This window comes from Pelagibius sp. Alg239-R121 (genome assembly GCF_947331435.1).
GTDB lineage: Bacteria > Pseudomonadota > Alphaproteobacteria > Kiloniellales > Kiloniellaceae > Denitrobaculum.
Genome location: NZ_CAMZOF010000005.1, coordinates 289,336 through 302,526, shown reverse-complemented (window position 1 = coordinate 302,526; position 13,191 = coordinate 289,336). Strand labels below are relative to the sequence as shown.

Here is a 13,191-nt window from a genome sequence, read left to right as displayed (position 1 = left end):
CTGTAACCAAAGGAATCGCCATGTCGGCATCTACGCGCGTTGAGTCGAAACCCGAAGACTCCATGCTCGCTCAAACCGCGCTGACGTCGCAACGGATCGTGGTCCGCGACATGACTCTCACCTGCTGGATCGGATTGACCGACGAGGAGCGCGCACGCAGTCAACGCCTGCGTCTCAATCTTGAAATCGAGATTCAGCCCTCGGCACCGGACGACGACGAGATTTCCGAAGTGGTTCATTACGGACATCTGGTTACGCGAATCCGCCGCACCTGTTTGGACAGCAACGTCCGCCTTCTGGAAACACTGGCAGACCAGGTCATCGAAGCCTGTTTCTTCGACGAGCGTGTATCTGCCACGCGCGTTCGCATTGAAAAGCTTGATCGCTATCCAGATGTCGGCGGAATCGGCATTGAAATCGAGCGGCGGCGTAAAAGCTAATCGTGGCCGATACGGCGTCGTGGACAGGACTCGACACGACGAAGCGAAACATCAATGTCACAATTCGTTAACGTCATCGTAAAGACTCAATAGTGGGCCATAAACCCTTGCGAAAACGTAATCTATCATGTCGGAAGGTGAAAGTTTTGCACAACCCTTCCGAGGCCTCTTTTAAACCGAACGGAGTCAATGTCGATTTTTCTTTCGTTAAGGTTTCTTTACACTTGACTTAGTTTTTGTTTATAAATTTCAATAAGTTATATTTTTTTGCCTATTTTTTAGGCATACCAAGCAAGGGCTTGATTCCTCTAGGGCTAAGGCATCGCAACCTTCATATACGCACAGAGTTATCCACAGATTCCGTGGATATGTTGGTTAACGACAATTTAAGGCGTAAAAAACCCGCCAATGAGTACCCGCGTGGCTGGTTCCACATTTCTGTCACATCTATGTCACTATTGTCGGAGGAGCAATTTGGGCAGCCATTTATGCATCCGCTACCTTTCTTCGAAGGGCCTGGCAGGCGATACTACGGCGGCAACACTCATAACGGGCGATTGTGAATTTGGATGTGTGATGCGCCGACATATGACTTCGACAATCCCTGATATGGCTAAGCGATGGTGAGATCTTCCGGAAAGCGGCGCCGCAACGATCCATCACAGGGTGGTAAGCGCTCTGCCATGCCGAATCAGGACGCTCTTGACCGCGAGGCCCTGACGTCCGGCCTCTCGGAGCAGGCTGCGCCCTGGAATGTAGAGATCCGCCCAGGGCAAGCCGAGGTATCGGCAAACGATCCTGCTACATCACCGGAGGCCGCCCCTGTAGGATCGCAATCTGATTCCGAAGAGAACGTGGGCAACCGTCTGGAACGCGGCGCTGCCGTGATTGCAACGGCCGTCAAGACACTGCCGGGCGCGCCCGGCGTCTATCGCATGCTATCTGCCGAGGGCGACGCACTCTATGTCGGCAAGGCAAAGAATCTGAAAAAGCGGGTCAATTCTTATACCGGTGTCGGCAAACTGCCTTATCGCCTGAAACGCATGGTCTCGGAAACGGTGTCCATGGAGTTCGTTACCACCCACACCGAAGTCGAGGCGCTGCTTCTCGAAAGCAATCTGATCAAGCGCTTGATGCCGCGCTACAACGTGCTGTTGCGCGACGACAAGTCATTTCCCTATATATTCGTCACGGCCGACCGGGAAACGGCACAGATCACCAAACATCGCGGTGCTCAGAAGAGGGACGGCGACTATTTCGGCCCCTTCGCCGATGCCAAAGCGGTCAACATGACCATCACCGCCCTGGAGAAGGCGTTTCTGCTGCGCTCTTGCAGCGACGGGGTCTTCAACAACCGCAAGCGCCCCTGCCTGCTGTATCAAATCAAGCGCTGTTCCGCCCCCTGCGTCGATAGGATCACGCCCGAAGCCTATGGCGAACTCGTTGATCAAGCCCGTGCCTTCCTGTCGGGACGGTCACAACGGGTACAGCAGGACCTGGTCAAACAGATGGAAGCAGCATCCGAAGCCATGCATTTTGAGGTCGCAGCAGAGTACCGCGACCGCATTCGGGCGCTGGCCCATATACAGTCGCGCCAGGATGTAAACGTTGCAGGGATTGACGACGCCGACATCTTCGCCGCCCATGCCGATGCCGGGCAGATTTGCATCCAGGTGTTTTTCTTCCGGGCCGGGCGCAACTACGGCAACCGCGCCTATTTCCCAAGTCACGACAAGACACTCGAAATCGGCGCTGTTCTGTCATCGTTCCTGTCCCAGTTCTATGACAACAAGCCGATTCCAAAGCTTATCCTGACAAGCCATCAACCCACGGACCTCAAGCTCCTCAGCGAAGCCTTGTCGTTCCGCTCCGAGCATCGCGTCGAAATCGCGACCCCTCTGCGCGGAGCCAAACGGAAGATCATCGAGAACGCCCTGAAAAACGCCCAGCAGGCTCTCGCCCGCCGGCTGGCGGAAAGCGGTAGCCAGCGCCGGTTGCTCGAAGGCCTGGCCGAGGCGCTGGGACTGGAATCCACTCCTGAGCGGGTCGAGGTTTACGACAACAGTCACACCCAAGGCTCCAATGCTTATGGTGGGATGATCGTCGCCGGACTTGAAGGCTTTCTCAAATCCTCCTACCGGAAATTCTCGATCCGCGGCGCTGCCAATTCCCCGGCAAAAACCCCGGAAGCCAGTTCCGGAACCGAGGAAGAGAGCGTGGAAAACGAGAAGGCATCCTTGGGCGGTGCAGTAGAATCCCAAAATTTGGAAGCTTTCACCCCGGGTGACGACTACGCGATGATGCGCGAGGTGCTGCATCGCCGACTGACGCGGGTGATGAAGGAGGATCCTGAACGCCGCAGTGACCAATGGCCAGACCTGATCCTCCTCGACGGCGGCAAAGGACAGCTCACCGTCGGCCTTGAGGTCCTCGATGAACTCGGCATCGACGACATTGCTATTGCTGCCGTCGCCAAGGGACCAGAACGAAATGCCGGCCGGGAACGCATATTCCTGCCAAACAAGCCGTCCTTCATGCTCGGCCCCAGGGATCCGGTACTCTACTTCATTCAGCGCCTGCGCGATGAAGCGCACCGCTTCGCCATTGAGACGCACCGCAAAGGCCGCACAAAGAGCCGCCTGCGCTCTGTGCTGGACGATGTGCCGGGGATCGGCGCCAAGCGAAAGAAGGCGCTGCTTCTCCATTTCGGCAGTGCCGGTGCGGTCTCACGGGCAGGGCTGAGTGATCTCGAAGCGGTCGAGGGCATTAATAAGGCCGTTGCGCGTAAAATTTATGATCATTTCAACACCCTTGGATAATTGCCCTTTAGTCTCAGGCTGAAGGAGTTTAGCTTAGGCGCAATTCGCCTAATCGGTGAGTTGGGGTCGGGTAATCCCAGGACAGGACACCCGACACAAGAGTGCGGTCGTAATTGACTGAAGCAGTCAAGAACGTGAATCGCGCTCTCACTATATGATGAAGAGACTGATTCACGTTTTTCACCGAATCCAGTGAAAATCGTTCAGGCTCTAGCAGGATCGCACGACGTCGATGTTAACAACGCTGCCCAATCTTCTGACACTATCGCGCATCGTTTTGATTCCTGTGATGATCGGTCTGATGTACGTCGACACGCCGACAAATCGTTGGCTTGCCTGGGGTATCTTCACACTGGCCTGCGCAACTGATTGGCTTGACGGCTATCTGGCGCGCAACATGAACGATGAATCCTCACTTGGTCGATTTCTTGATCCCATTGCCGACAAGCTGCTGATTGCATCGGTTATTATCATGCTGACGGCAGTTGGCCGCATTGAAGACCTTGTGGTCATTCCAGCGATTATCATTCTCTGCCGTGAGCTCCTTGTATCGGGCCTGCGCGAGTACCTCGCGGAAATCAAGGTGGCGATGCCCGTCAGCAAGCTCGCAAAATGGAAAACTGTCATCCAGATGATCGCGCTGGGCACCTTGATCGTCGGTGATGCCGGGCCAGCCTCCTGGCCGGTGCAGAGTGCCGGTGAGTGGGGACTGTGGATCGCCGGGGCTCTGACCGTGGTGACCGGCTACGACTACATGGCCAGCGGCTTGAAGCATATGCTGGACAGCCGTCCCGGGGCGTAGCGGTATGGCCATGAAAGTCTTTGGGCTCGCCGGTTGGAGCGGCAGCGGGAAAACCACGCTGGTCTGCCAAGTTATCCCTGAGCTGGTGTCACGTGGATTGACGGTTTCGACCATCAAGCACGCACATCACAATTTCGACGTGGATAAACCGGGCAAGGACTCTTATGAACACCGCCAGGCTGGCGCCAACGAGGTGTTGATCTCGTCCGGCAAGCGCTGGGCTCTGATGCATGAGCTGCGAGAGGCCCCGGAACCAACCGTCGCGGATCTGGTCGGTAAGATGTCGCCCGTCGATCTGCTGCTGATCGAAGGCTTCAAAAAAGCGCCGCACCCAAAACTCGAAGTCCACCGCCCCTCCGTCGGCAAGCCGTTGCTTTGCACGGAGGATCCACACGTCGTCGCGATCGCCAGCGACGAAAAAGTGGAGGGGATCGATCTGCCGCAGCTGCATCTGAACGACGTCAAAGCAATTGCCGATTTCATCATCTCGCATTGCAGCCTGCCCGATGCATAGCCATCATATATGGAAGCAGGTGGAACCGACGGACCCGAAGAATTGGCAATCTGTCAGTAAGCTGTTCCATATCAAAGGGTTAAAGTATCTTTGACACGTCAAGAACGATGGAACTCTAAATCATGACAGCAGGGAATTGAGGCAGAGGCTCCGTGGCACAGCTATCTGATGACTGTTTTGCGCATGGCGGCCGCTTGATGCGGACCGATGAGGCGCTTGCTTTGCTTGCGGAAAAGCTCGACAGCGTGACGTCACCTGAATCTCTTGCAACAACCGATGCGCTTGGCCGGATCCTTCTGGAAGATGTTACGGCGCCGTCGAACATTCCTCCGCATGATAATTCTGCCGTCGACGGTTACGCGGTCTACTTCGACGACCTGAACCCGGACAGCACAACCCGCCTGCGTATTTCCGGCAGGCAAGCGGCCGGACAGCATCCGACCTCGCCACCTCAACGGGGAGAGGCTCTGCGTATTTTTACCGGTGCAGTGATGCCCCAGGGGCCCGACACAGTGATGATGCAGGAAGACTGCACGCTGGAGGACGGCTGGGTCGTCATTCCCGCCGGTATCAAGCGCGGTGCCAATCGTCGCGACGCCGGAGAAGACGTACGTGCGGGCAGCAGAGTCTTGCGGAAGGGACAGCGTTTGCGTGCGCAGGATCTGGGTCAGGCAGCAGCCGTGGGACGTGCGGAGCTGAAAGTCTCCTCCCCACTAAGAGTCGCACTGTTTTCGACCGGCGATGAGTTACGCGAACCAGGCTGCACCCTGGAAGCAGGCGCGATCCACGACTCCAACCGCTATACCCTTAACGGCCTTCTGAAATCTCTAGGCTGCCAGGTTTCGGATCTTGGAATCCTGAAGGACGACGCGGGCCTTATTGAATCGGCTCTCGCCCAGGCGGCGAACAGCCATGATGTCGTCGTCACGTCGGGCGGCGTTTCAGTCGGGGAAGAAGACCACGTCAAGCAAGCCATCGAGTCTCTGGGTGTGATGCACGCCTGGCGCCTGGCGATTAAGCCGGGGCGCCCCATTGCACTGGGTCAGATCGGCCGGGTGCCCTTTGTCGGCCTGCCGGGCAACCCCGTGGCCGTTTTGGTGACGTTCGTCGTGATCGTCCGTCCCATGCTGATGCGTCTGATGGGAGGCAGTGTGACGGCGCCGCAGAGATTTGCGGTCCGAGCCGATTTTTCCTACAGGAAAAAGAAAGACCGGCGTGAATGGCTTCGGGTGAACCTGCAGCCGGGCACGGACGGCGTCTTGCACGCACGGAAATTCCCACGTGACGGAGCCGGTATTCTCTCATCGCTCGTGGAATCCGAAGGCCTGGTCGAGTTGCCTGAGGAGATGACTCAGGTGGAGCCAGGTACGCTGGTGGACTATCTGCCGTTCAGTGAGGTAATTGGATGAAACTGCTGTATTTCGCGTGGCTCAAAACCAAAACAGGGGTCTCGGAGGAGACGGTGTCACCACCCTCCGAGGTCAAAACTGTCGCCGAACTGCTGGTCTGGCTTAAGCAACGCGGCCCAGGCTACGAGGACGCGCTTGCGGACATCGATGCCTTGCGTATCGCAGTGAACCAGGAATACGCCGACTTCACCGATCCGGTGGCTCCCGGCGATGAAGTCGCATTGTTTCCGCCCGTAACCGGCGGATAACACCGATGATCAGAGGATAGGCTCATGATACGTGTCCAGCGCGAGGACTTCGATCTCGGCACGGAGCTGCGTGCTCTGACGGAGGGCAATCACGCCATCGGCGGCCTGGCGAGTTTCGTCGGATTAGTGCGCGACATGGCCGGTGGCGAAAAAGTCGGCGCCATGACGTTGGAGCATTATCCCGGAATGACGGAAAAGATGCTCGGACGGATTGAGGCGGAAGCCCTGGAACGCTGGCAGCTCGATGCAAGCCTGATCATCCATCGCTATGGCCATCTGGAACCGGGAGATCAGATCGTACTGGTCGCGACCGCGAGCCCGCACCGTCAGGCCGCACTCGAAAGCTGTCATTTTCTAATCGATTGGCTGAAGACCAAGGCCCCATTCTGGAAGCTCGAGGATACACCCGACGGCGGAAAGTGGGTCGACGCGCGCGACAGTGACGACGAAGCGGCCGCCCGCTGGGCAAAATAAGCTGCCGCATTTATCTCTAAATAGAACGGCGCCCCGAATGGAGCGCCGCAATATTGAAAACCTGCACTTTAAAGCTGTAGTTAGCGGGCCGATTCTTGTGGTTCCCTGAGGCTGCGAAACCAATCAGACGTTATGCGGCACTGGCCGCAAATCCCGGTTGCTGAACCAATTCATCATAAGCGGTCAGAAGGTCGCGCGTGATGTCACCAGGTGTGAACTTGTAATCATCGATCTCGGCAACCGGGGTCACTTCAACGGCCGTTCCGGTCAGGAACACTTCCTGCGTATTCGCCAATTCCTCAGGCATGATAGCGCGCTCGATCACCTCATAGCCGCGCGCCTTTGCCAACTCGATGACCGTTCGGCGGGTAATACCGTCGAGGAAACAATCCGGCGTCGGCGTGTGGAGTTTGCCGTCCTGGATCAAAAAGATATTGGCGCCTGTCGCTTCAGCGATCTGACCACGATAATCAAGCATCAAGGCATCGTTAAAGCCCTTGGCCTCCGCCGCATGCTTGGAAAGCGTACAAATCATGTACAACCCGGCGGCCTTTGAACGGGTTGGCGCGGTGTCTGGTGCGGGGCGGCGCCAGTCAGCCAGTGTCATGCGAATACCCTTCAGACGGGCTTCCGGCGAGAAGTAGGCCGGCCATTCCCACGCCGCGACCGCAACATTGATTCGGCTGTTCTGGGCTGAGACTCCCATCATCTCACTGCCGCGCCAGGCGATTGGCCGGACATAACCGTCAACGATACCGTTCGCCTTCAGGACTTCGGTCGCTGCCTGATCGATCGCAGCAACGGAATAAGGCAGAGAAAAACCCAGGAGTTCCGCTGAGGCTTTTAATCGTTCGTGATGTTCGGTCATCTTGAAGACCCGGCCGCTATAGGCGCGTTCGCCCTCGAATACGGCGCTTGCATAGTGCAGTCCATGTGTCAGGACGTGCAGCTTAGCATCCTGCCAAGGAACCAGCTCGCCGTTAAACCAAATGACGCCGTCGCGAGCGTCGAAAGGGATCATGGACATTACGTTTCCGCCCTAATAAGTTCTTGTGCGCGCAAAGATAAGCTTGCTCAATTCGGTCTTCCGGTCGCCCAGAATCAGAAATCTATCTGTTCGGCGTCACCCAGACTCACTATGGTCAACATATCTTTGCGCTGAGTCTATGCATTTTGTTACTTTCTAACAAAACATCGAAGCAGTGTGTAACATTAGTAATTATATATGTCAATATGGCTGACGTAAAAAGCGGTGCGAACCCTCTCTTCCTTCGTGAAGAAGAATTGCGCCAGGCGATGGAACTCCTTTTCTTCTCCTACAGGGATTTCACGGCAGAGCCGGATCAGATCTTGTCGCACTACGGTTTCGGCCGTGCGCATCACAGGGTGATCTATTTCGTCGGCCGTCACCCCGCCATGACGGTGAGTGAACTGCTCGATATTCTGCGAATCACCAAACAGAGCCTCTCTCGCGTCTTGAGCCAGTTGGTGCGTGAAGATTTCATCCAGCAAAGACCGGGGACCGAGGACCGACGACAGCGCCTCCTCGAACTTACCGAGAAGGGCAAAAAGCTGGAATCGGAACTGATCGAAAACCAGCGGCGCCGAATCGCGCGCGCCTATCGCGCTGCAGGAGCGGATGCCGTCGCCGGTTTCCGCACGGTACTTTACAATCTGATGGACGAGGATGGTCGCAAGCGCTTCGACCACATCGAAACCCTTCAGCCCGCAACCGTCCGCCGATAGGCTGCCTCAAGTCGGCAGGAGCTATTGTGACGCGCATGTTCCCGGCGAAACCAGTCAAGAACGTGAAGCGCCCTCTAACTCTACAAGGAAAAGGCTGATTCACTTTTTTTGCCGATTCAGTGAATATCGATCAAACTGCAGAGTATCAATCGTCATACCGGGCACTGATAAATTCTCTAACTCTTTGAAGTGAGTAACTTATCGTCAGACAATTGATTATGGTTAACTATCGTTTGCCCTAGGCGGAGTCGCAAGAGTTACCTATAATTCTGCTTCATTTGGAAACGCGACAGTGATGGATGAGCCTGCACATATTCTGGTAGTCGATGACGACAAGCGGCTTCGGGAATTGCTGCGCAAATATCTCAGTGACCAGAATTTCCGTGTTACCACCGCAGGCGATGCCGGCGATGCACGGCAAAAACTGTCCGCCTTCACATTCGACATCATCGTCCTGGACATCATGATGCCGGGCGAAAATGGCCTGGAGTTGACCAGTTGGCTGCGAAGCTCGAACAAGGTCCCCATCTTGCTGCTCTCCGCTATGGGAGAATCCGAACATCGGATCTCCGGCCTCGAATCCGGCGCGGACGATTATCTGTCCAAACCCTTCGAACCAAGAGAGCTGGTACTTCGTCTCAACGCAATTCTCCGCCGCGTGGAGAGCACGGCGCCCCCGGTTTCAGGGGAAATTAATTTCGGTGGCTTCTGTTTCGATCTGGCGCGCGAGGAACTCAGACAGAACGACGAATACATTCGGCTGACGGCCGCAGAGGCCTCGCTATTGAAGGCGCTTGCGCGAAGCCCCGGCGTCCCGATCAGCCGCGAGGCTCTGACCTCGGAGAGCCCAATCAACGCCAATAGCAGAACCATCGACGTGCAGGTCACGCGGCTGCGGCGAAAAATCGAAACGGACCCCAAGTACCCGAGATATCTTCAGACGGTCCGCGGAACGGGCTATGTACTCATCCCTGATTGATTGTATATGAACCTTCGCATGCCAGACCCGGCGTCAAGCGATGACATTGGATGAAAAATGGCTTCTCAAGCAAACGTAGCCAACAGCGATATTACTGACGATCAACCGGGCGACAAGAGCACGGCCGCGGCAAAGTCTTCGTCGTTCAAGCGGATCATTCCGCGCACGCTGCTAAGCCGTTCACTTCTGATTATCGTCACGCCTCTTGTCCTGCTGCAGGTCGTTTCCACCTGGGTATTCTACGACCGCCACTACGATACGATCACCAAACGCCTATCCCAAGGCCTCGCCGGCGATATTGCAGTGGTAATCGAGCTAATCCAGCGCGACTCGGGCGACGTGCAGCGTGCACGCGCCTTTCGACTCGCCCGCCGCTCGTTCGCGCTTGAAATCGAACTTGAAAAGGGCGCTTTTCTTCCTGGTGACGCGAAGTCGCCCAGCTACGGTGTTCTAAACCGAAAGCTCAGTGAAGCCCTCGAAGACAGGTTCGGGTACCCATTTGTCATCGATACGGTCTCTCTGGAGGAACGGGTCAAAATCGATGTGCAGCTGCCGGATGGCGTCCTTCGCGTACTTGTACCCCGCAAACGACTTTTTTCCTCCACTACTTATATATTCATCATGTGGATGGTCGGGACGTCGGTCATCCTGTTCGGTGTCGCTGTCTTTTTCATGCGCAAACAGGTGACGCCCATCCAGCGATTGGCGCAGGCCGCCGAAAGCTTCGGCAAGGGCCGCGACGTCGAGGGCTTTAAACCGGAAGGTGCCGCAGAAGTCCGGCAGGCATCGGCCGCTTTTCTCCAAATGCGATCGCGAATTAAACGACAGGTTCAGCAACGCACCGACATGCTGTCCGGAGTCAGCCATGATCTGCGGACGCCATTGACCCGAATGAAACTACAATTGGCGATGTTCGACCAGTCAGGTGAAGTGGAAGACCTGAAGTCCGACGTCACGGAAATGGAGCGCATGATTGAGGGCTATCTCGCTTTTGCCCGGGGTGAAGGGACGGAGCAGCCTCAATCAACAGAAATCATGACCTTGCTGCGTGAAGTCGTGACACAGACAAGTCGGGACGGCGGGATTATCGACCTACACACTGAACAGGACGTCGTTCTACCGTTGCGCCGGGAAGCCACGAGACGCTGCTTTGCCAATCTTCTGGTCAACGCCCAACGATACGGCAAGCACGTGTCCGTGCGTGCGGGGCAGCGCGACCAAGCAGTAGAAATCACGGTAGACGACGACGGCCCCGGTATCCCGCCAGAGCGGCGCAAGGACGTTTTCAAGCCCTTCTTTAGACTCGATCAGTCACGAAATCAGGCAACGGGCGGGATCGGCTTGGGTCTCACGATCGCCCGCGACGTCATCCACAGTCACGGAGGCGAATTAAGCCTCGACGACGCGCCAGGCGGAGGTTTGCGCGCCCGAGTTCGCCTGCCGCTTTAGGTTACGATCTGCCAGAGTCCGCCCGAGTTACCGCCCCATGTGTCCGAAGCCGCAAGCTCGTCACTCGCTTTCGATCTCTACGCTTTCGGCAATTTCTGGATGAGCGATACCAGCGTGAATCGTCAGCATGACAATGCCCGCGTCGAAGTCGTTGCTCCCCTCGGTGGCGGCGGTAATTCGCGAGTATTGAGACCTGGCCAATTCTGCAGAGTTTGCCTCGATGAAGTCTTCATTTCCGAGAACACAAAACGCCAGTAGATCCGCAGCCGAAATCTGCAAGTCCGCGCGTTGTCTGTTTCGCTCTTCAGGATCATTTGAAGCCTCCACAGTCACCATGGTTTCGCGAATCCACTTGTTGATCGTAAACTTGGTCGCGTCGTTTACTGCCCGTGGATTGACACCTCTTTGACTCAGATGACGCTCAAGCGACCTCACTTCACGGCTTTTTCCGAACATCTCAGCGAAAAACGAAAACATCCTCGACCTGCTCCAACATGGTCAAATCCACCAGCGATAATGCCATGACGGGGCGTTTCATGTCATCCGAACCACGTAACCAATCTCGTCCATTGTGCGCTGTACCTGATGCACCGAAGAGTCCCATAAGCTTATGGAAACGAGCACGACGACACTTGGATGAAACGACCAAGAGCGTGAATCGACCGCTCCTTCAGGAAGGCGAAGTACGATTTACGCTCAAGGAATAGTATATCTCGATGTGGGAGTCGCGAAGCGCCGGTATCGCGGTCGCTTCAACTCACTTGGCTTTTGTGCAGCTGCGCAAATCGCAATGCTGCACGCGCGCTAGTTAGGCATAAGCTGCTGCGTCTTCCCTGTATTCAGTAGACGAACCGCCAAGCCCGCAATGTGCCGACCCAAGGAGCGCTCGTAACTACTGGTATAACGGAATTGTTGGCGCAACTGTTCTACCGCTTTGCGGTTTTGGATTTTGTTTTACGCGAGCGTTTATTGCTCTGGCCGAGACCAATCTCTTTCGCCAGATTACTGCGTCGCTTTGCATAGTTCGGTGCGACCATCGGATAGTCGGCCGGAAGATTCCAGCGTTCGCGATACTCTTCGGGAGTCATTCCGTACGCCGTACTCAAGTGCCGCTTCAGCATCTTCAGCTTCTTGCCGTCTTCCAAGCAAACAATAAAGTCAGGCTGTATCGACCGCTTAATTGAAACAGCTGGCTTCAGACGCTCCGGCTCAGGTTCCACGCCGGTACCACTTAAGGTGTCAAACACACTCGTGATCAAAGCTGGCAGTTCGCTTTTTCCGACACTATTGTTGCCCACATAAGACTGCACAATATGCGCAGTTAACCTAAGCAGTTCAGGCTTTTCCGCAGTTTCAGACATTCAAGTCTCCCGAATACAGTATTGACGCCAGTGATTTCAGTAACGCACCAAAGGCGAGAGTGTCGGCTCAATGAGGTAATTATAACAAAAACCAATTTTATCTAAGCACAACAAAAATCGCCCGCAATATATCCGACAACTGATCCTTAGTCATGTAAAAAGATAATGGTATTTTCAAATTCTTGAACGAAAGATCCAATAAGGCCAAAAGAAGAAAGCGTCTGCTCACGCATATTGGAAACATACAATAGATAGAAGAGTGCCTGTTACTTACAAGGTGAGCGGCGATTCCAGCAGTGGTAATTTTATGTCATTGCAGCTAGAGCAAGAATTCTCAACCGCTGACAGCATTGTCACAGCAGAAACTTCAAGACATTCGGCCGCCGTTTGGAATGATTCGGTCAGGTTCGAGCAACACGATATCACCGTTTTCATCGGGAAAACCGAGAACTAAAACTTCCGACATGAACTTGCCGATCTGCTTTGGCGGAAAGTTGACGACGGCTGCCACCTGCCGACCGGGCAGGCTTTCCAAACTATAGTGAACCGTAATTTGCGCAGAGGTTTTCTTGATTCCAACCTGGGGGCCGAAATCCACGAGGAGCTTAAAAGCTGGCCGACGGGCTTCGGGATATTCCTCTGCTTTGATGACAGTGCCGACGCGAACATCAACCCTCAAGAATTCGTCATAGCCGAGTACTTTGTCCTCGACTGTAGTATCTCCACCGGACATCGCTAAATCTCCCAAAATTTGATCAATTTTTTTGGGCCAGAGAAAGCCGGCACCAGTCTTTAATTTAAAGTGATAGAGAAAACGACTCGCCCCATCCTTTCCGGTCAAGAACGATCACCCTCCGATCCCCATTCGGACCGGGATGCGACGCTAACACCACAGCGGCGCGCACGACAAGTTGCTGCGAAGCGAGCAGTAGAAGCTGGAGTGAAAACTA

Annotated in this window: 14 protein-coding genes; 10 read left to right on the top strand and 4 right to left on the bottom strand. The window is 55.3% G+C overall.

Going from position 1 to position 13,191, the window contains the following annotated elements:
* The first annotated feature begins 20 nt into the window (after positions 1-20).
* From QMZ18_RS17780 to QMZ18_RS17750, 7 genes are all read left to right on the top strand, one after another.
* The gene (locus tag QMZ18_RS17780; RefSeq protein WP_282607670.1) at positions 21-440 is read left to right on the top strand and encodes a dihydroneopterin aldolase; all 420 of its coding nucleotides are present in this window, start codon (positions 21-23) and stop codon (positions 438-440) included.
* An 854-nt stretch (positions 441-1,294) separates the two neighbouring features.
* Positions 1,295-3,259 carry an excinuclease ABC subunit UvrC gene (gene uvrC / locus QMZ18_RS17775; RefSeq protein WP_322097239.1) on the top strand — a complete coding sequence of 655 codons (1,965 nt, stop codon included), beginning with the start codon at positions 1,295-1,297 and terminating at the stop codon, positions 3,257-3,259.
* A 232-nt stretch (positions 3,260-3,491) separates the two neighbouring features.
* Positions 3,492-4,061 carry a CDP-diacylglycerol--glycerol-3-phosphate 3-phosphatidyltransferase gene (gene pgsA, locus QMZ18_RS17770; protein ID WP_282607668.1) on the top strand — a complete coding sequence of 190 codons (570 nt, stop codon included), beginning with the start codon at positions 3,492-3,494 and terminating at the stop codon, positions 4,059-4,061.
* 10 nt (positions 4,062-4,071) lie between these two features.
* Entirely contained in the window at positions 4,072-4,575 is a 504-nt protein-coding gene (gene mobB / locus QMZ18_RS17765) for a molybdopterin-guanine dinucleotide biosynthesis protein B (RefSeq protein ID WP_282607910.1), read from the top strand.
* A 152-nt stretch (positions 4,576-4,727) separates the two neighbouring features.
* The gene (gene glp / locus QMZ18_RS17760; RefSeq protein ID WP_282607667.1) at positions 4,728-5,984 is read left to right on the top strand and encodes a gephyrin-like molybdotransferase Glp; all 1,257 of its coding nucleotides are present in this window, start codon (positions 4,728-4,730) and stop codon (positions 5,982-5,984) included.
* A complete protein-coding gene (gene moaD, locus QMZ18_RS17755; protein ID WP_282607666.1) occupies positions 5,981-6,232 on the top strand; it encodes a molybdopterin converting factor subunit 1 in 252 nt (83 codons plus the stop codon). Before glp ends, moaD begins: the two co-directional genes overlap by 4 nt.
* A gap of 24 nt (positions 6,233-6,256) precedes the next feature.
* Positions 6,257-6,706, top strand: coding sequence for a molybdenum cofactor biosynthesis protein MoaE (locus tag QMZ18_RS17750; protein WP_282607665.1), 450 nt, complete (start codon positions 6,257-6,259; stop codon positions 6,704-6,706).
* A gap of 130 nt (positions 6,707-6,836) precedes the next feature.
* Here QMZ18_RS17750 and QMZ18_RS17745 read toward each other — a convergent pair whose 3' ends face one another.
* Complete coding sequence (locus QMZ18_RS17745) at positions 6,837-7,733, bottom strand: branched-chain amino acid aminotransferase (RefSeq protein ID WP_282607664.1); 897 nt, start codon at positions 7,731-7,733, stop codon at positions 6,837-6,839.
* 206 nt (positions 7,734-7,939) lie between these two features.
* Here QMZ18_RS17745 and QMZ18_RS17740 point away from each other — a divergent pair, with 206 nt between their 5' ends.
* From QMZ18_RS17740 to QMZ18_RS17730, 3 genes are all read left to right on the top strand, one after another.
* Complete coding sequence (locus QMZ18_RS17740) at positions 7,940-8,452, top strand: MarR family winged helix-turn-helix transcriptional regulator (RefSeq protein ID WP_282607663.1); 513 nt, start codon at positions 7,940-7,942, stop codon at positions 8,450-8,452.
* 295 nt (positions 8,453-8,747) lie between these two features.
* Positions 8,748-9,431 carry a response regulator gene (locus QMZ18_RS17735; RefSeq protein ID WP_282607662.1) on the top strand — a complete coding sequence of 228 codons (684 nt, stop codon included), beginning with the start codon at positions 8,748-8,750 and terminating at the stop codon, positions 9,429-9,431.
* Between the two features lie 57 nt (positions 9,432-9,488).
* Positions 9,489-10,880 (top strand): ATP-binding protein, encoded by a 1,392-nt coding sequence (locus QMZ18_RS17730; protein WP_282607661.1) that lies wholly within the window; start codon positions 9,489-9,491, stop codon positions 10,878-10,880.
* A 60-nt stretch (positions 10,881-10,940) separates the two neighbouring features.
* On the opposite strand, the gene QMZ18_RS17725 is transcribed toward QMZ18_RS17730, so the two are convergent.
* The 3 genes from QMZ18_RS17725 to QMZ18_RS17715 all read right to left on the bottom strand — a co-directional run bounded on the left by QMZ18_RS17725 (position 10,941) and on the right by QMZ18_RS17715 (position 12,974).
* Positions 10,941-11,357, bottom strand: a complete 417-nt coding sequence (locus tag QMZ18_RS17725; protein ID WP_282607660.1) for a hypothetical protein — start codon at positions 11,355-11,357, stop codon at positions 10,941-10,943.
* Between the two features lie 449 nt (positions 11,358-11,806).
* Positions 11,807-12,241, bottom strand: coding sequence for a MucR family transcriptional regulator (locus tag QMZ18_RS17720; RefSeq protein ID WP_282607659.1), 435 nt, complete (start codon positions 12,239-12,241; stop codon positions 11,807-11,809).
* 367 nt (positions 12,242-12,608) lie between these two features.
* The gene (locus tag QMZ18_RS17715; RefSeq protein ID WP_282607909.1) at positions 12,609-12,974 is read right to left on the bottom strand and encodes a tRNA-binding protein; all 366 of its coding nucleotides are present in this window, start codon (positions 12,972-12,974) and stop codon (positions 12,609-12,611) included.
* Between the last annotated feature and the right edge of the window lie 217 nt (positions 12,975-13,191).

What these genes read in the sequence shown, in the direction of transcription:
- QMZ18_RS17780 (WP_282607670.1), top strand. Translation starts at nt 21, where the DNA reads ATGTCGGCATCTACGCGCGTTGAGTCGAAACCCGAAGACTCCATGCTC.
- pgsA (WP_282607668.1), top strand. Translation starts at nt 3,492, where the DNA reads ATGTTAACAACGCTGCCCAATCTTCTGACACTATCGCGCATCGTTTTG.
- mobB (WP_282607910.1), top strand. Translation starts at nt 4,072, where the DNA reads ATGAAAGTCTTTGGGCTCGCCGGTTGGAGCGGCAGCGGGAAAACCACG.
- moaD (WP_282607666.1), top strand. Translation starts at nt 5,981, where the DNA reads ATGAAACTGCTGTATTTCGCGTGGCTCAAAACCAAAACAGGGGTCTCG.
- QMZ18_RS17750 (WP_282607665.1), top strand. Translation starts at nt 6,257, where the DNA reads ATGATACGTGTCCAGCGCGAGGACTTCGATCTCGGCACGGAGCTGCGT.
- QMZ18_RS17745 (WP_282607664.1), bottom strand. Translation starts at nt 7,733, where the DNA reads ATGTCCATGATCCCTTTCGACGCTCGCGACGGCGTCATTTGGTTTAAC.
- QMZ18_RS17740 (WP_282607663.1), top strand. Translation starts at nt 7,940, where the DNA reads ATGGCTGACGTAAAAAGCGGTGCGAACCCTCTCTTCCTTCGTGAAGAA.
- QMZ18_RS17735 (WP_282607662.1), top strand. Translation starts at nt 8,748, where the DNA reads ATGGATGAGCCTGCACATATTCTGGTAGTCGATGACGACAAGCGGCTT.
- QMZ18_RS17730 (WP_282607661.1), top strand. Translation starts at nt 9,489, where the DNA reads ATGGCTTCTCAAGCAAACGTAGCCAACAGCGATATTACTGACGATCAA.
- QMZ18_RS17725 (WP_282607660.1), bottom strand. Translation starts at nt 11,357, where the DNA reads ATGTTTTCGTTTTTCGCTGAGATGTTCGGAAAAAGCCGTGAAGTGAGG.
- QMZ18_RS17720 (WP_282607659.1), bottom strand. Translation starts at nt 12,241, where the DNA reads ATGTCTGAAACTGCGGAAAAGCCTGAACTGCTTAGGTTAACTGCGCAT.
- QMZ18_RS17715 (WP_282607909.1), bottom strand. Translation starts at nt 12,974, where the DNA reads ATGTCCGGTGGAGATACTACAGTCGAGGACAAAGTACTCGGCTATGAC.